This window comes from Microbacterium sp. NPDC058345, assembly GCF_042723855.1.
In the GTDB taxonomy this organism is placed as follows: domain Bacteria; phylum Actinomycetota; class Actinomycetes; order Actinomycetales; family Microbacteriaceae; genus Microbacterium.
The window spans coordinates 466,011-482,382 of record NZ_JBHXIG010000002.1; the positions used below are offsets into that span (position 1 = coordinate 466,011).

Genomic DNA, 16,372 nt, shown 5'->3' on the forward strand with positions numbered 1-16,372 from the left:
GATTCTACGGTCACTTGCCCGCATCCTGCCCGATGCGCAGGTCGAGCGGCACATCGACCGCGAATCCGGGGAACAGCCGAGCGGTGGCGGCGTCGGCGGCGGCGAGGATCACCTCGGCCGCGGCGTCGGCCTGATCGGCGGGACAGTGCACGATCACCTCGTCATGCAGGAAGAACGCGAGATGCGCCCTTCCGGCGAAGACCGGTCCCGAGGCGGGTGCCGGAACGGAGGCGGCCGGCAGCGCCATCAGCCGGTGCCTGATCTCGGCCAGCCACAGCAGCGCCCATTCCGCCGCCGTGCCCTGCACGACGAAGTTGCGGGTGAAGCGTCCCCGGTCCCGTGCGCTGCTGCGCGCGTGGGATTCGTCGGCGCCGGCGGCATCCGGTCCGCTCGCCTGGGACTGCGTCCTGAGCCAGTGCACGTCGGGGCGAGGCGAGCTGCGACCGAGCAGGGTGCTCACCACGCCGCCCTGTTCGCCGGTGCGGGCGGCGGCGTCGACCAGACCCATCGCACGGGGGAAGACCGAGCGCAGCCGCGGCACGAGCCGGCCGCTCTTGCCCGTCGTCGCGCCGTACATCGCGCCGAGCACGGCGTACTTGGCCTCTTCGCGCGATCCGACCGCACCCGAGCGCACGATCCCCTCGTACAGGTCGGCGCCGCGTGCGGCACCCGCCATCGCGGTGTCCTTCGACATCGCAGCGAGCACCCGCGGCTCCAGCTGGGCCACGTCGGCCGCCACGAGCGTCCACCCCTCATCGGCGCGCACCGCGCGACGCAGCTGCCGCGGGATCTGCAGCGCCCCGCCGCCGGATGACGCCCAGCGGCCGGTGACCACGCCCCCGGTGAGGTAGACCGGCCGGAACCGGTCGTCGTGCACCCATTCGTCCAGCCACGTCCAGCCGTTCGCCGTGAACAGGCGGGAGAGCTTCTTGTACTGCAGCAGCGGCGCGACGACCGGATGCTCCACACGGGACAGTTCCCACCGTGACGTCGACTCGACGAAGACGCCGGCTCGATGCAGCGCGCGCAGCAGCCGCGGCGGGCTGTCGAGATTCACGCCCTCGTCTCCCAGCGCTTGGGCGATCTGCGCCGCGAGCACGGCCATCTTCGCCGGACGCCCGCCGCGCAGCGGCCTGGCGCCCAGTTGCTCCTGCAGGATCTCGCGATGCACCGCGCTGCTCCAGGGCACACCCGCTGCCGCCATCTCCTCGGCCACCAGCGCCCCCGTCGACTCCGCCGCGCACAGCAGCGCCAGCCGACCGTCCTCCGCCCTGCCGAGCGCCTCGGTCTGGCGCCGCCATTCGGCGAGCACCTCGCCGAAGCGGTCGCCGTGCGCTTCGGCGCCGGCCTCGACGTCGAACAGGCCGGGCTGCACCGGGCCGGCATCGACGTCGTCGTGCCTGACCCACAGCGGCGACGGCGTGAGCGCCGGGTGCAGCGCGTCCGTGTCGCGCAGGATCGCATGGCACAGCATGAGATCGTGCGCTCGCCGCAGGCGCACCCCGGCGGCGAGCAGCGGCGGATAGAAGCTGCGCAGCGCGCGCACCGTCCAGCGCGGTGCGCAGGCCTCCTCCAGCGCACGGACCCGGTCGACGAGGCCCTGCTCGGGCACCCGCTCCGCCGCGACGTCGCCGCCGCCCGCGGAGGGGTCGGTGACCGCGAGCATCCAGCCGTCACCGTCATCGGCCCGCGCCGCGACCGCGACCGGCGGGGCGGAGGACGAGCTCACGATCCCCGCTGCATCACCGCTGGGGAGGCCGGTTGCTCACAGTCCGGACTCGTCGGTGCGCACCAGGATCGCGCCGCACTCGGGGCACGAGACGACGTCGTCATCGGCGGCACGGCGGATCGCGGTGAGATCGGTGCCGGAGAGCACCATGCGGCATCCCTCGCACACCCCGCGCCGCAGCAGACCGACGCCGATGCCGCGGGAGGCGCGACGCTCGTAGTCGGCGAGCAGGTCCGCGGCGACCCCCGAGGCCAACGCCGCTCGATCGCGGCCCAGCTGCTCGCCCTCGACGGCGGCCGCCGCCACGGCCGCCTTCGCCTCGGCGGTGAGCTTCGCGCCCTCGGCGTTGGTCTGATCGATCAGCGCCTGCTGCGCGTCGACTGCGGCCTGGGCCTCTTCGACGCGTGCCATCACCTCGAGCTCGGAGTCCTCGAGCGTGCTCAGCCGGCGGCCGAGGCTCGCGATCTCGTTCTCCAGAGCCTGCGCCTGCTTGGAGTCGGTGGCCGCCGCCAGTCGCTCTGCATCGCGGTCTCGCCGCTGCTCGGCCAGCTTCACATCTGATTCGAGCCGGCTCAGTTCCGTACGTGCGTCCTCGAGGACGCCGGCGAGCGTGGTCAGTTCGCGCAGCTGCCCCTGCCGGACGCCGGCCAGCTCGTTGATCCTCGCTCCCTGAACCGGCTGCGTGCGCGCGCGCTCGGCCTGCTGGATGCGACGGTCGAGGTCGGCGATGTCGAGCAGGGTGCGCTGGTTCTCGGGAGTGGCTCTCACGCCTCCGACTTTATCGGTTCGACGGCAGCACGTCGCCGTCGACATAGAGCCAGACGCGACTCTCGCGCTCGAACCGGCTGCGCTCGCGGAGTGCACCCGGTCCGTCGACGTCGCGGTAGAACGCGGCGAACTCGACCACGCCGTGCGATGCGAACGGACCCCCGGCCTCGTGAGCGAGGATGTCGAGTCTCAGCCAGCGCGTGGCGGCGTCGAGGTCCAGCCGATCCGGCCGGGTGGCCGGATGCCACGTACGAAGCAGATGCCCGGCGTCGCCCACCGCGAAGGCGGTGAAGCGGGAGCGCATCAGACGCACCGCGGTGGGCGCGACACCCGACGTGATGATCGGCGCGCAGCAGGCACCGAACGCGTCCCCGCTCGTGCAGGGGCAGCGATCGGATGCGGCAGGCGACACGAACGCAGACATGCCTCCATGGTGACAGTCGCGCCGCCGTCACCCGCCCGTAGGCTGGCGGGACGACCACGACGCACGAAGGAGAACCGATGTCTGCCATCCCCGAGTTCACCGCTCACAACGGCTTCCCGCTTCCCGCGGTCGGCCTCGGCACCTACGGCCTGCGCGGCGACGACGGCGCGGCTGCGGTGGCCGCGGGCGTGGACGCCGGCTATCGCCTGATCGACACCGCGTTCAACTACGAGAACGAGGGTGCCGTGGGCGCCGGCATCGCCGCAACCGGGGTGGACCGCGAGCAGCTGATCGTCACGACGAAGCTGCCCGGGCGCCACCATGCGGCGCCGAAGGCGCGCACGAGCATCGAGGAGAGCCGACGCCGTCTCGGGATCGACGCGATCGATCTGCACCTCATCCACTGGCCGAACCCGCGCATCGACCTATACGCCGAGGCGTGGCAGGCCCTGGTCGACGCGCAGCAGCGCGGCACCGTACGCCAGATCGGCGTGTCGAACTTCCTCGAGACCCACCTCGACCGCATCGAAGCCGAGACCGGCGTGCGCCCCGTCGTGAACCAGATCGAGGTGCACCCCTATTTCCCGCAGGAGGAGGCGCTGGCGCTGCATGCCGAGCGCGGCATCCTCACCGTCGCCTGGAGCCCGCTGGGACGCGCGGACGAGCTGCTGCAGGAGCCGGTGATCACTGAGGTCGCCGCGGCGCACGACATCACGCCGGCGCAGGTGGTGATCGCGTGGCACGTCGCGCGCGGCACCGTGTCCATCCCGAAGGCTGCGTCCGCCGAGCACCAGCGTCTGAACATCGCCGCTGCCTCGGTGAAGCTCGACGCCGCCGAGGTCGCCGCGATCACCGCGCTCGGCCGCCCGGACGGGCGTCTCTTCGACGCCGACCCGGCGACGCACGAGGAGATGTGAACCTCGTCGCGACGCTCGACGCGCGCTGGGGACGCGGCTACTTCGCGGCGCAGGCGGCGGCCGGTGCCGCCTGGTGGGTGATCGTGCCGCTGTCCCCGGCGGTGCGCCATGCGACGCTGGGCGATCTGCCGGCCGGCATGGTCGCGGCGTTCGACGTGCCGCTGTTCGTAATCGGATCGGCGCTCGCCGCACTGGGCTGGCGATGGGCCGTCTGGACGGTCGGGTGCTGGACCGTCCTCGTCGCCGCCGGGATGGCCCTTTACGCGACGGCCACCGGGCTCGGCGGCTGGGGTGCGCTCCTGATGATCGGCTGCGCTGTGTGTGCCGTCGGGGCCGGACTGCTGGTGCTCCTCGGGCGCGTGCCGGCGGAGTGGCTGCTGGTCGGGCCCTTCGCCGCCCGGGAGGCGCCTCCGGCGCCCCGCCCCGTGCACCTGCTGCGCACGGGCGGTCAGATCGTCGTCTTCTGGGGTCTGTTCCTGCTGATCCTTCCGACGCTCATCGCGCTGGTCGAGCGACGCTGGGGTCTGCACGTCGATCCGCCGCTCGTCGTGCCGTCGCTGGGTGCCGTCGCCTTCGCCGCGGCCACCGCGCTGGGACTGTGGTCGGCGACGACGATGGCCTCACGAGGCGACGGAACTCCGCTGCCCCGGGCGACGGCGAGGACGCTGGTGATGTCCGGTCCGTACCGCATCGTGCGCAATCCGATGGCGGTCGCCGGCATCGCTCAGGGCGTCGCGGTCGGGATGATGCTCGGATCGTGGCTGGTGGTCGGCTACGCACTGTGCGGCTCGCTGGTCTGGAACCACCTGATCCGGCCCGGGGAGGAAGCCGACCTGCTGTCGCGGTTCGGCGCGTCGTACGAGCAGTACCGGCAGCGCGTCTCGGTCTGGGTGCCGCGACGGCCCCGCCCGCGTCCGTCAGGGACTCAGCGGCCCCCGCTCGTATACTGACCGGGATGTCCGAACACCGCGAAACCGTCCCCTCCGACGCGCCCATCTCCCGCGCCGAGGCACGCCGTGTCGCCGAAGCACGGCGCAGTTCCGAGTCGAAGACCGGTGCCACCGCGCCGGTCGCCGACGAGACGACCGCTCGGCGGGGTGCGGACATCAGCCGCGCGCTGGAGCGTCATGACCGGCGCATCGGCTGGATGGATCTGCTGCGCGGACTGTCGATCCTGCTGGTGGTCCTGCATCACAGCACGCAGATCGTCGCCTACCGCATCGACGAAGTACCGGCGTTCTTCGAGTTCCTCAGCGCCTTCTTCGCGCCGTTCCGCATGCCGATGCTGATGTTCCTGTCCGGACTGCTGGTGGCGGGATCCTTGAAGGCACCGACCGGCCCCTACATCTGGGGCAAGGTGCGGCGCATCGTCTGGCCGATCATCGTCTGGACCCTGGTGTACGCCATCTCGGAAAGGATCGTCGGCCAGGGCGACTACATGCCCTGGGAGCTGGGCTTCTGGAACACCTACCTGTGGTTCATGCAGTTCATCTTCGCCTACTACATCATCGCCCTGCTGATCCGATGGGTACCGGTGTGGGCGATGGTGGCGGTGCCGTTCGTCGCGATGTTCCTCATCCCGACTGAGCTCGATCTGCTGCAGCGGTTCTTCTACCTCATGCCGTTCTTCTTCCTCGGCGCCTTCATCGAGAAGCACTGGGACCAGTACGCCAGGGTGCTCGATGTCAGGCTCGCGTGGAGTCTGCTCGTGATCCCGGTGGCGATCGCGGTGTACTCCGGTCTCGACGACCGCTGGGCCCGTGACTCCGGCGCAGACGGCGGCGGGCTCTGGTACCACCCGGCGTGGGCAGCGCCGGCGATGCTCGGCATCCTGATCCTGGTGCGGCTCACGGCATCCGCAGCCGACGTCCGCTGGCTGGCGCCGGTGCGCTTCGTGGGCCGGTACTCGCTGATCTACTACGTGTCGCACTATCCGGTGTTCGCGGCTCTGGGATGGCTGGCGATGAAGGCCGGGATCTCGAACCCCGGCGTCGGTCTGGTGGCGGTCTTCACCGTCACGGTCGCGATCTCGACGGCGTTCGCGCTGCTCGGCCGTCGGATGCCGGCGAGTCTGCTCTTCGAGCTGCCCAAGCGCATCTGGCCCAGGAGAACGGCCAGGGCGACGACCGCCTGAGTTCGTCAGTGAAGCGTTCGCCCGGCTCGCTCACCGTCCTCTGTGATCGGCCGGTCACGATAGGTCCTGCCCTTGCGCTCGTCAATACCCTGCGACGACCTCCTGGACGCGCATAACTTCGGAGAACAGCCTGACCGCCGAAGCCGGAGGAAGCGCGAATGCGAGCGATGACCTATCGGGGTCCGTACAAGATCCAGGTGACCGACAAGCCGGTGCCGCGCATCGAGCACCCGGACGACGCGATCGTCCGGGTGACGCATGCCGGGGTGTGCGGTTCCGACCTGCACCTGTACCACGGGATGATCCCCGACACCCGCATCGGACACACGTTCGGTCACGAGATCGTCGGGGTGGTGCACGAGGTCGGCTCTGCGGTGCGCGGCCTGTCGGTCGGCGACCGAGTGATGGTGCCGTTCAACATCTCCTGCGGCTCCTGCTACTTCTGCTCGAGAGGCCTGTTCTCCAATTGCCACAACGTGAACGCGAACGCGACCGCGGTCGGCGGCATCTACGGCTACTCGCACAGCGCCGGCGGATACGACGGAGGCCAGGCCGAGTTCGTCCGTGTGCCGTTCGCCGACGTGGGGCCGATGGTGATCCCGGAGTGGCTGACGGCCGAGGACGCGCTCATGCTGACAGATGCGTTCTCGACCGGATACTTCGGCGCGCAACTCGGTGACATCGCGGAGCGGGACACCGTCGTCGTCTTCGGAGCGGGTCCTGTCGGACTGGCCGCCGCGCGGTCGGCGTGGTTCCTGGGCGCCGGCCGAGTCATCGTCGTGGATCACATCGACTACCGGCTCGAGAAGGCGCGGACCTTCGCGTACGCCGAGACCATGCACCTCGCCGAGCACGCCGACATCGTCCTCTCCCTCAAGAAGGACACGAACGGTCTGGGCGCGGACGTGGTCATAGACGCCGTCGGCGCCGAGGCCGACGGGAGCGTCCTGCAGCATGTCACGGGCGCCAAGCTCAAGCTGCAGGGGGGCTCTCCGGTGGCGGTGAACTGGGCGATCGACTCCGCCCGCAAGGGCGGCACCGTATCGGTGATCGGCGCGTACGGTCCCCTGGGCTCCGCCGTGCGTCTCGGCGACGTGGTGAACAAGGGACTCACACTCCGCGCGAATCAAGCGCCCGTCGTTCGGCAGTGGCCACGTCTGCTGGAACACATCCAGGCGGGGCATCTGCGCCCCGGCGACCTGCTGACCCACCGCTTCCCGCTCGAGGACATCGCCGAGGCGTACCACGTCTTCTCGGCCAAGCTGGACGGATGCATCAAGCCGATCATCACCGTCGGAGAGGAGTGACCGTGCCGTACGAGTCCACCAAGCCGACCCGCAGCCCGAGTGCTGAGGAACTGCGGGCAAGAATCCCCGGGTGGGGCGACGACCTCGACCCCGCCCATCGGCGCACCTGGCAGGAGCGCTCGGACATCGGCGACACGGGAGCGCACTGGACGTTCCCCGAGCGCCAGCCCGGCGGTGCGACGCGCGAACGCTCCGTGGAGCATCTCATGCTGCCCCCGGTGTTCGGCACGGCCCAACCCCTGCACGGGTTCTCCGGCGCGATCCGCCGGTTCGCCTACGACCGGCTGGGTGAGACGAAGAACACGCGCTGGCTGCTGCTGGTTCTCGGCGATCGGGTCGAGGCGTGGGGTGCACACGCGCGGTCCCTGTTCACGCGGCATCCGGACAACCCTATGACCCAGACCGGCGTGCTCGCCGAGTTCGAGCACCGTCCGCTGCGATCGCGGTTCGGAAGAGGACGTCGCGACCTCAAGCACTCATGGATGGACCCGATCGTCGTCGCCGGACCTTGGGTCGCGGCGGTGTTCGTCACCGCATCGCTGCTGCGCCGCATCGCCCGCCGGGACTGATCCGGCGTCGGCATCCGGTGGGCCCTGCCGGGATCGAACCGACGACATCCACGGTGTAAACGTGGCGCTCTACCAGCTGAGCTAAAGGCCCTGACCGGTTCAGTCTACCCACTGCCGAATGCGCTCCACCCGCCCGGAGAGGGATAGGCTGAGCACAGCGCGCGTTGTGCTGAGTCGACAAGGCTCCCCGCGCCGCATCCCGTTTCCTTGGCACGACCTGCCAGCATGACGAAAGGCTCCACCGTGACCGTGCACGACCAGGATCCGTACTCCCAGGGCCCCCTCGACAGCGATCCGGAGGAGACCGGCGAGTGGCAGCAGTCGCTCGATGAGCTGGTGGACGCCAAGGGCCACGGGCGCGGCCGCGAGATCATGCTCAGCCTGCTCAAGCGCTCCAAGGAGCTGCACCTGGGCGTGCCCATGGTCCCGACCACCGACTACATCAACACGATCGCTCCCGAGAACGAGCCGGACTTCCCCGGCGAGGAGGACGTCGAGCGCCGTTACCGTCACTGGATCCGGTGGAACGCCGCGGTCACGGTGCACCGCGCCCAGCGTCCCGGCATCGGCGTCGGCGGTCACATCTCGACGTACGCCTCGTCGGCGTCGCTGTACGAGGTCGGCTTCAACCACTTCTTCCGCGGTGCGGACCACCCCGGCGGCGGTGACCAGATCTTCATCCAGGGGCACGCCTCCCCCGGCATCTACGCGCGCTCCTTCCTCGAAGGGCGCCTCGGCGAGCAGGACCTCGACGGCTTCCGTCAGGAGAAGTCCGCGGCGCCGCACGCGCTGTCGTCCTATCCGCATCCGCGCCTGATGCCGGAGTACTGGCAGTTCCCGACCGTTTCGATGGGCCTGGGCCCGATCAACGCGATCTATCAGGCGATGTCGAACAAGTACCTCGAGAACCGAGGCATCAAGGAGACGGCCGACTCGCACGTCTGGGCCTTCCTCGGCGACGGCGAGATGGACGAGATCGAGAGCCGCGGACAGCTGCAGGTGGCGGCCAACGAGGGCCTCGATAACCTGACCTTCGTCATCAACTGCAACCTGCAGCGGCTCGACGGACCGGTGCGCGGCAACGGCAAGATCGTGCAGGAGCTGGAGTCGTTCTTCCGCGGCGCCGGCTGGAACGTCATCAAGGTGGTCTGGGGCCGCGAGTGGGATGACCTGCTCGCCCGCGACACCGAGGGCGCGCTGCTGAACATCATGAACTCGACGCCGGACGGCGACTACCAGACCTACAAGGCCGAATCCGGCGCGTACATCCGCGAGCACTTCTTCGGCAAGGACGAGCGCGCCGCCGCCCTGGTCAAGGACCTCAGCGACGACGACATCTGGCACCTGCGCCGCGGCGGTCACGACTACCGCAAGGTCTTCGCCGCGTACAAGGCCGCCATGGAGCACAAGGGTCAGCCGACCGTCATCCTCGCGAAGACGGTCAAGGGCTACGGCCTCGGCCCGCACTTCGAGGGCCGCAACGCGACCCACCAGATGAAGAAGATGACGCTGGAGAACCTCAAGACCTTCCGCGACACCATGCAGATCCCGATCACGGACGCGCAGCTCGAGGAGAACCCCTACCTGCCGCCGTACTACCACCCCGGTGCGCAGGACGAGACGATCCAGTACATGCTCGAGCGCCGCAAGGGCCTGGGCGGCTTCCTTCCCGAGCGCCGCTCGAAGCACGTGCCGGTGAGCCTTCCGGACGACTCCGCGTACGCGCTGCCCAAGAAGGGCTCCGGCACCCAGGAGATCGCCACGACCATGGCGTTCGTGCGTCTGCTGAAGGACCTGCTGCGCTCGAAGGACTTCGGGCACCGCATCGTGCCGATCATCCCCGACGAGGCGCGCACCTTCGGCATGGACGCGTACTTCCCGACCGCGAAGATCTACAACCCGAACGGCCAGCACTACACGTCGGTCGACCGGGAGCTGCTGCTCGCCTACAAGGAGAGCCCGCAGGGCCAGATCGTGCACGTGGGCATCAACGAGGCCGGCGCCGCCGCAGCGTTCACGGCGCTCGGCACCAGCTACGCCACGCACGGCGAGCCGCTGATCCCGATCTACATCTTCTACTCGATGTTCGGCTACCAGCGCACCGGCGACGCCTTCTGGGCCGCCGCCGACCAGATGACGCGCGGCTTCGTGATCGGCGCGACCGCCGGCCGCACCACGCTCACCGGTGAGGGCCTGCAGCACGCCGACGGACACTCGCCGCTGCTCGCATCGACGAACCCGGCCACGGTCAGCTACGACCCCGCGTACGGCTACGAGATCGCGCACATCATGCGCTCCGGTCTCGAGCGCATGTACGGCGGCACGCACGACGACCCGAACGTGATGTACTACCTCACCGTCTACAACGAGCCGCTCGTGCAGCCCGCCGAGCCGGCCGACGTCGACGTGGACGGGATCGTCCGCGGCATCCACCGCGTCGCACAGGGCGAGGGCGAAGGCCCCCGCACCCAGCTCTTCGCGTCGGGCGTCGGACTTCCGTGGGCGCTCGAGGCGCAGCAGCTGCTGAAGAGCGACTGGGGTGTCGTGTCTGATGTGTGGTCGGTGACCTCGTGGAACGAGCTGCGCCGCGACGGCCTCGCCGCGGACGAGCACAACTTCCTGCACCCGGAAGAGGAGCCGCGCACCGCCTACCTGACGCAGAAGCTGCAGGGCGCAGAGGGTCCGGTCGTCGCCGTCAGCGACTACATGCACGCCGTGCAGGACCAGATCCGCCCCTGGGTGCCGCAGCCGTTCTACACGCTGGGCGCCGACAGCTACGGCTTCTCGGACACCCGCGCCGCCGCGCGTCGTTTCTTCAAGATCGACGGACCGTCGATCGTCGTGCGCGCGCTGCAGGCGCTCGCCGACGAGGGCACGGTGGATCGCGCACTCGTGGGGCAGGCCATCCAGAAGTACAGCCTGTTCGACGTGAACGCGGGCACCAGCGGGAACGCGGGCGGCGAGAGCTGACTCGGTGACCGGTTCCTCACAGCCGGCCATGGAGAAGGCCGCCACCCTCGCCTGGCTCCGCCGGATCTCCGGCGACATCGCCACGGTGACGATCAAGCGGCTCGAGGACACCCTCCCCTGGTACGCCGACATGCCGCCGGCCCGACGCTCCGCCGTCGGGCTGGTGGCGCAGGCCGGCATCACCTCGTTCATCCAGTGGTACGACGACCCCACCTCGACCCCGTGGATCGCGGCGGACATCTTCGCCGCCGCCCCGCGCGAGCTGCTGCGCAGCGTGAGCCTGCAGCAGACGCTGCAGCTCATCCGCGTCACCGTGGCGGTCACCGAGGAGCGGGTCGCGGGCAGGGGCGACGATCTGCGCGAGGCCATCCTGCTGTACTCCCGCGACGTCGCCTTCGCCGCGGCGGACGTCTACGCCCGCGCCGCCGAGGCGCGCGGTCTGTGGGACGCACGGCTCGAGGCGCTCGTCGTCGACTCCATTCTCACCGGTGAAGCCGATGAGGAGCTGCCCAGCCGCATCGCCGCGCTCGGCTGGCACGGTCACGGCGAGGTGAGCGTCATCGTCGGCACGACGCCCCCGCAGTTCGACGTCGACCAGGTGCGCCGCGCGGCACGCAAGATGTCGGTCGACGTGCTGATCGGCGTGCAGGGCTCACGGCTCGTGCTCGTCATCGGCCGGGCGCGGGTTCCCGGCAAGGAGAACGAGACGGAGGATCTTCCGTTCGAGGAGATCGCCGGACGACTGGAACCGTCCTTCGGACCCGGCTACGTGGTGCTGGGTCCGCCCGTCGCGGCACTGGTCGACGCCGGCCAGAGCGCCCGCGCCGCGCTGGCGGGCTTCGCGGTGGCCCGCGCGTGGCGCAGCGCGCCCCGCCCTGTCGAGGCCGACGACCTGCTGCCGGAGCGTGCGCTCGCGGGCGACGTGCTCGCCAAGCAGACGCTCATCGAGCGCATCTTCCGCCCTCTGCAGGCGCACTCCCCCGATCTGGTGACCACGCTGTGGAGCTACCTCGACAACGGACGCTCGCTGGAGGCGACAGCCCGCGAGCTGTTCGTCCACCCGAACACCGTGCGGTACCGGCTCAAGCGCGTCAGTGAGGTCATCGGCTGGGACGCCACCGGCCCACGCGAGGCGCTCATCCTGCAGACGGCACTGATCCTCGGCTCGATCGGCTCCACCGAGCCCGGTCGCCGTCGTCCCGTGTCGCGCCGGCGCTGACCGCGTGCGCGCGCTGTGCGCCACGCACAAGCGAAGTCGCGATTCTTGTAATGGATCATCCACCGCGTCCGCCGAAACGTTGGCAGACTGGATGGGTGATCGTCGCCGCCTGCCCTGGACAGGGCTCACAGACCCCCGGATTCCTCGCACCCTGGCTCGAGCTCGACGGCGTCTCGGAGCAGCTCGCGTCGTACTCCGAGGCCGCGGAAGTCGACCTCATCGCGCACGGGACCGAGTCGGATGCCGACACGATCCGCGACACGCGCATCGCGCAGCCGCTCATCGTCGCCGCCTCCCTGATCGCCGCGCAGCAGATCGAGAAGAAGGCGGGGCGGCGCCCCGACGGCGTCGCCGGTCATTCCGTGGGTGAGCTCGCCGCCGTCGTCGCCGCCCGGGGGCTGCCGGCGGCGGACGCGATGCGGCTGGTCGGCATCCGCGGGCGCGCCATGGCGGATGCCGCGGCCCAGACGCCCACCGGCATGAGCGCCGTACTGGGCGGTGACGCCGACGACGTGCTGGCACTGCTGAGCGAGATCGGCCTCACCCCGGCGAACTACAACGTCGCCGGGCAGATCGTCGCGGCCGGCGAACTGCCGGCGCTGGCGCAGCTGAGCGAGCGTGCGCCACGTGGTGTGCGCGTGATGCCGCTGCAGGTCGCCGGAGCCTTTCACACATCGCACATGACTCCCGCTGTCGAGACGCTGCGCTCCGCCGTGTCCGAGGTGGCGGCGTCCGATCCGGACATCACGCTGTGGTCGAACCGTGACGGCGCGGTCGTCACCGACGGCCAGGACGCCCTGGACCGGATCGTCACGCAGGTGTCGTCCCCGGTGCGCTGGGATCTGTGCATGGAGTCGTTCACCGAGGCGGGAATCACCGGGTTCATCGAGGTGGCGCCGGCGGGCGCTCTCGTCGGAATGGCCAAACGCGGCCTCCGCGGCGTACCCACCGTCGCCGTCAAGACTCCTGAAGACATCGATGCGGCGGTCGCGCTGCTGAACGGAGAAGCCGCATGACCACGCTCACGCAGGCCGCGGGCCCCGCCTTCACCCGCATCTACTCGGTCGGCGCCGCCCGCGGCGAGAACGCCGTGCCCAACGACGACCTCGTCGGGCCGATCGACTCCAGCGACGAGTGGATCCGCCAGCGCACCGGCATCATCACCCGGGCTCGCGCCGTCGCCGAGACGACCGCCATCGAGCTCTCCGCCGACGCCGCCGCCGAGGCCGTGCAGCGGTCGGGCGTCGACCCCGCCGAGATCGACCTCGTGATCGTGGCGACGATCAGCAACCCGAAGCAGACGCCCTCGGTCGCCGCGATCGTCGCGGACCGCATCGGGGCGAACCCCGCCGCGGCCTACGACATGAATGCGGCCTGCGCCGGGTACGCGTACGCGGTCACTCAGGCCGACGCCCTGATCCGTGCCGGCGCCGCGACGTACGCCGTCGTGATCGGCGCCGAGAAGCTCTCGGACGTGGTCGATCCCACCGACCGCAGCATCTCGTTCCTGCTCGGAGACGGGGCGGGGGCCGTGGTGATCGGTCCCAGCGAGACACCCGGCATCTCCGCCACCGTATGGGGCTCGGACGGCTCGAAGGCCGACCTGGTGGGCATGAACCACACGCTCACCGACTTCCGCGACGGCGCCGCACCGTGGCCCACGCTGCGTCAGGAAGGCCCGCGGGTTTTCCGCTGGGCCGTCTGGGAGATGGCCAAGGTCGCCCGGGAGGCGCTCGACAAGGCCGGCATCGAGGCATCCGACCTCGCCGCCTTCATCCCCCACCAGGCGAACCTGCGCATCGTCGAGGAGTTCGCCAAGCAGCTGGCGCTGCCCGAGACCTGCGTGATCGCGCGCGACATCGAGACGACGGGCAACACCTCCGCGGCGTCGATCCCCCTCGCGACGCACCGCATCCTCGAGGAGCACCCGGAGCTCAGCGGCGGACTCGCGCTGCAGATCGGCTTCGGCGCCGGCCTCGTGTTCGGCGCGCAGGTGGTCGTGCTCCCCTGAGCGCGCGCGGACGTTCCCTAGACTGTTCACGGTTCCGAACCCATCCCCGAGAAAGAGGAAACACCATGGCTCTCACCAACGACGAGGTCCTCGCCGGCCTTGCTGAGCTGGTCACCGACGAGACCGGCATCGACGCATCCGAGGTTCAGATGGAGAAGTCGTTCACCGACGACCTCGACATCGACTCGATCTCGATGATGACGATCGTCGTCAACGCCGAGGAGAAGTTCGGCGTCACCATCCCGGACGACGAGGTCAAGAACCTCAAGACGGTCGCCGACGCCGTCAACTTCATCGTCGCCGGCCAGGAGTAAGACTCTGCGGATGCCACCCCCGCGGACCGCGGGGCGTGGCATCCTCCTTTGACTGATCCCTCACCACCCCGAAGGACCATCCATGACCAAGCGCATCGTCGTCACCGGCATCGGAGCCACCTCCGCCCTGGGCGGCACGGCTCCGGAGAACTGGGCGAACCTCCTGGCGGGAACGCCCGGGGCGCACACCCTCGCCCACGAGTGGATCGAGAAGTACCAGATCCCGGTGACGTTCGCCGCTGAGGCATCCGTACGTCCCGAGGAGGTGCTGCCTCGGCACGAGGCCAAGCGTCTCGATCCGTCGACGCAGTTCGCCCTCATCGCCGCGCGCGAAGCGTGGGAGGATGCCGGCTCGCCCGAGGTCGCACCGGAGCGTCTCGGCGTCGACTGGGCCACCGGCATCGGCGGCGTGTGGACACTGCTGGACGCCTGGGACACGCTGCGTGAGAAGGGCCCTCGCCGGGTGATGCCGCTCACCGTGCCGATGCTGATGCCGAACGCGGGTGCGGGCAACCTCTCCCTGCACTTCAACGCCAAGGCCTTCGCGCGCACCGTGGTGAGCGCGTGCGCGTCGAGCACGGAATCGATCGCGAACGCCTACGAGCACCTGCAGGACGGCCTGGCCGACGTGGTGATCGCCGGAGGCGCCGAGTCGGCGATCCACCCGATCACGATGGCGTCCTTCGCCTCCGCCCAGGCGCTGTCGCGGCGCAACGACGACCCCGAGGGAGCGTCGCGCCCGGGTGCGATCGACCGCGACGGCTTCGTGATGGGTGAGGGCGGTGCCGCCCTCGTGCTCGAGACCGAGGAGCATGCCAAGGCCCGCGGTGCGAAGATCTACGCCTACCTCGTGGGCGGCGGCGTGACCGCCGACTCGTACCACATCACCGGCAACGACCCGGAGGGCGCCGGCGCGGCGCGCGCGGTCGAGCAGGCGCTCGCCCAGGCCGGGGCGACACCGGACGAGGTCGCGCACATCAACGCGCACGCCACCTCGACGCCCGTCGGCGATCCCAACGAGTACGAGGCGCTGAAGCGCGTCTTCGGCGACCGCATCGACGAGATCCCCGTCTCGGCGACCAAGGCGTCGACCGGTCACCTGCTCGGCGGCACCGGGGCGCTCGAGGCCGTCTTCACGGTGCTCGCCCTGCGCGACCGCGTGGCGCCGCCGACCATCAACATGACCGAGCCCGACCCGGCCGTGCCGTTCAAGCTGTCGGGAGAGGCGCAGCCGCTCGGCGACGGCGACCTGCTGGCGATCAGCAACTCGTTCGGCTTCGGTGGGCACAACGCCGTCGTCGCCTTCCGCAGCGCCGACTGAGAGCTGACCGCACACGACGAAGCCCCCTGCTTCCCCGCAGGGGGCTTCGGTCGTATGCGGAGGATTCGCCTTCTCGGGATCCGGGAGCGTGTCACCGGCTTCCGTTACTCGCGCCTCCTCCGCAGGTCTCTGCGCGGGTCACCCCACCTTGTGCAGCCAGACGACGCGCGCGTCGTCGCCGGCGTGCCGGAACGGCTCCAGTTCTTCATCCCACGCCGATCCGAGCGCGACGTCGAGCTCGCGCTGCAGTTCGGCGGCGCTTCCGGCGGCGATCTCCATCGCGTAGCGGATGCGGTCCTCGCCGATGACGATGTTGCCGGCGGCATCCGTCTGGGCGTAATGGATGCCGAGGTCGGGCGTGTGCAGCCACCGCCCGCCGTCACTGCGGGGTGTCGGGTCCTCGGTCACCTCGAAGCGCAGGTGCTCCCAGCCGCGGATCGCCGTCGCCAGAGCGGCGCCGGTGCCCACCGGGCCGTCCCAGTAGAACTCCGCGCGCCGGGTGCCCTGCTGCACCGGCTGATCGTCCCAGTCGAAACTGACGGCACGACCGATAGCGCGTCCGACCGCCCATTCGAGGTGCGGGCAGAGCGCGCGTGGCGCCGAGTGGATGAACACCACTCCGCGTGCGTATCCCGTCGCCATGATCTCTCCGTTTCATCAGGTACGTCTTCCCCTACGACCTGATCCGA

Annotated in this window: 15 protein-coding genes and 1 tRNA gene; 11 read left to right on the top strand and 5 right to left on the bottom strand. The window is 70.1% G+C overall.

The genetic code is table 11. From position 1 onward, the window contains the following. Nucleotides 1–10: 10 nt before the first annotated feature. The 3 genes from ACFWH5_RS09880 to ACFWH5_RS09890 are packed head-to-tail and all read right to left on the bottom strand — an operon-like array spanning nt 11 to nt 2,921. On the bottom strand, nt 11–1,729 hold the full coding sequence (locus ACFWH5_RS09880) for a bifunctional 3'-5' exonuclease/DNA polymerase (RefSeq protein ID WP_378834319.1): 1,719 nt from the start codon (nt 1,727–1,729) through the stop codon (nt 11–13). 36 nt (nt 1,730–1,765) lie between these two features. After that, nucleotides 1,766–2,497, bottom strand: a complete 732-nt coding sequence (locus ACFWH5_RS09885) for a zinc ribbon domain-containing protein (protein ID WP_378834320.1) — start codon at nt 2,495–2,497, stop codon at nt 1,766–1,768. A gap of 10 nt (nt 2,498–2,507) precedes the next feature. Beyond that, nucleotides 2,508–2,921: a YchJ family protein gene (locus ACFWH5_RS09890; RefSeq protein ID WP_378834321.1), complete on the bottom strand. Its 414-nt coding sequence runs from the start codon at nt 2,919–2,921 to the stop codon at nt 2,508–2,510. Nucleotides 2,922–2,998: 77 nt separating this feature from the next. Here ACFWH5_RS09890 and ACFWH5_RS09895 point away from each other — a divergent pair, with 77 nt between their 5' ends. From ACFWH5_RS09895 to ACFWH5_RS09915, 5 genes are all read left to right on the top strand, one after another. Continuing rightward, the gene (locus tag ACFWH5_RS09895; RefSeq protein WP_378834323.1) at nt 2,999–3,838 is read left to right on the top strand and encodes an aldo/keto reductase; all 840 of its coding nucleotides are present in this window, start codon (nt 2,999–3,001) and stop codon (nt 3,836–3,838) included. Further along, a complete protein-coding gene (locus ACFWH5_RS09900) occupies nt 3,835–4,788 on the top strand; it encodes a methyltransferase family protein (RefSeq protein ID WP_378834324.1) in 954 nt (317 codons plus the stop codon). Before ACFWH5_RS09895 ends, ACFWH5_RS09900 begins: the two co-directional genes overlap by 4 nt. A gap of 5 nt (nt 4,789–4,793) precedes the next feature. Next, entirely contained in the window at nt 4,794–5,972 is a 1,179-nt protein-coding gene (locus ACFWH5_RS09905; protein WP_378834326.1) for an acyltransferase family protein, read from the top strand. 158 nt (nt 5,973–6,130) lie between these two features. After that, on the top strand, nt 6,131–7,279 hold the full coding sequence (locus ACFWH5_RS09910) for a zinc-dependent alcohol dehydrogenase (RefSeq protein WP_378834327.1): 1,149 nt from the start codon (nt 6,131–6,133) through the stop codon (nt 7,277–7,279). A 2-nt stretch (nt 7,280–7,281) separates the two neighbouring features. Then, nucleotides 7,282–7,848: a hypothetical protein gene (locus ACFWH5_RS09915; RefSeq protein WP_378834329.1), complete on the top strand. Its 567-nt coding sequence runs from the start codon at nt 7,282–7,284 to the stop codon at nt 7,846–7,848. A gap of 18 nt (nt 7,849–7,866) precedes the next feature. On the opposite strand, the gene ACFWH5_RS09920 is transcribed toward ACFWH5_RS09915, so the two are convergent. Next, a tRNA-Val gene (locus ACFWH5_RS09920) sits at nt 7,867–7,939 on the bottom strand. A 152-nt stretch (nt 7,940–8,091) separates the two neighbouring features. Between ACFWH5_RS09920 and aceE the strand changes: the two genes are divergently transcribed. The 6 genes from aceE (at nt 8,092) to ACFWH5_RS09950 (ending at nt 15,683) form a co-directional block, all read left to right on the top strand. After that, complete coding sequence (aceE, locus tag ACFWH5_RS09925) at nt 8,092–10,818, top strand: pyruvate dehydrogenase (acetyl-transferring), homodimeric type (protein ID WP_378834331.1); 2,727 nt, start codon at nt 8,092–8,094, stop codon at nt 10,816–10,818. Nucleotides 10,819–10,846: 28 nt separating this feature from the next. Continuing rightward, nucleotides 10,847–12,037, top strand: coding sequence for a PucR family transcriptional regulator (locus tag ACFWH5_RS09930; RefSeq protein ID WP_378834804.1), 1,191 nt, complete (start codon nt 10,847–10,849; stop codon nt 12,035–12,037). Nucleotides 12,038–12,132: 95 nt separating this feature from the next. Further along, nucleotides 12,133–13,053, top strand: a complete 921-nt coding sequence (locus ACFWH5_RS09935) for an ACP S-malonyltransferase (RefSeq protein ID WP_378834332.1) — start codon at nt 12,133–12,135, stop codon at nt 13,051–13,053. Beyond that, nucleotides 13,050–14,048 (top strand): beta-ketoacyl-ACP synthase III, encoded by a 999-nt coding sequence (locus tag ACFWH5_RS09940; RefSeq protein ID WP_378834334.1) that lies wholly within the window; start codon nt 13,050–13,052, stop codon nt 14,046–14,048. The genes ACFWH5_RS09935 and ACFWH5_RS09940 overlap by 4 nt, the downstream gene beginning before the upstream one ends. Nucleotides 14,049–14,113: 65 nt before the next feature. Then, the gene (locus ACFWH5_RS09945) at nt 14,114–14,362 is read left to right on the top strand and encodes an acyl carrier protein (RefSeq protein WP_309128429.1); all 249 of its coding nucleotides are present in this window, start codon (nt 14,114–14,116) and stop codon (nt 14,360–14,362) included. Nucleotides 14,363–14,444: 82 nt separating this feature from the next. Continuing rightward, nucleotides 14,445–15,683: a beta-ketoacyl-[acyl-carrier-protein] synthase family protein gene (locus tag ACFWH5_RS09950; RefSeq protein ID WP_378834335.1), complete on the top strand. Its 1,239-nt coding sequence runs from the start codon at nt 14,445–14,447 to the stop codon at nt 15,681–15,683. 138 nt (nt 15,684–15,821) lie between these two features. On the opposite strand, the gene ACFWH5_RS09955 is transcribed toward ACFWH5_RS09950, so the two are convergent. Then, nucleotides 15,822–16,325 (bottom strand): DUF3145 domain-containing protein, encoded by a 504-nt coding sequence (locus ACFWH5_RS09955; protein WP_378834337.1) that lies wholly within the window; start codon nt 16,323–16,325, stop codon nt 15,822–15,824. Nucleotides 16,326–16,372 lie beyond the last annotated feature (47 nt).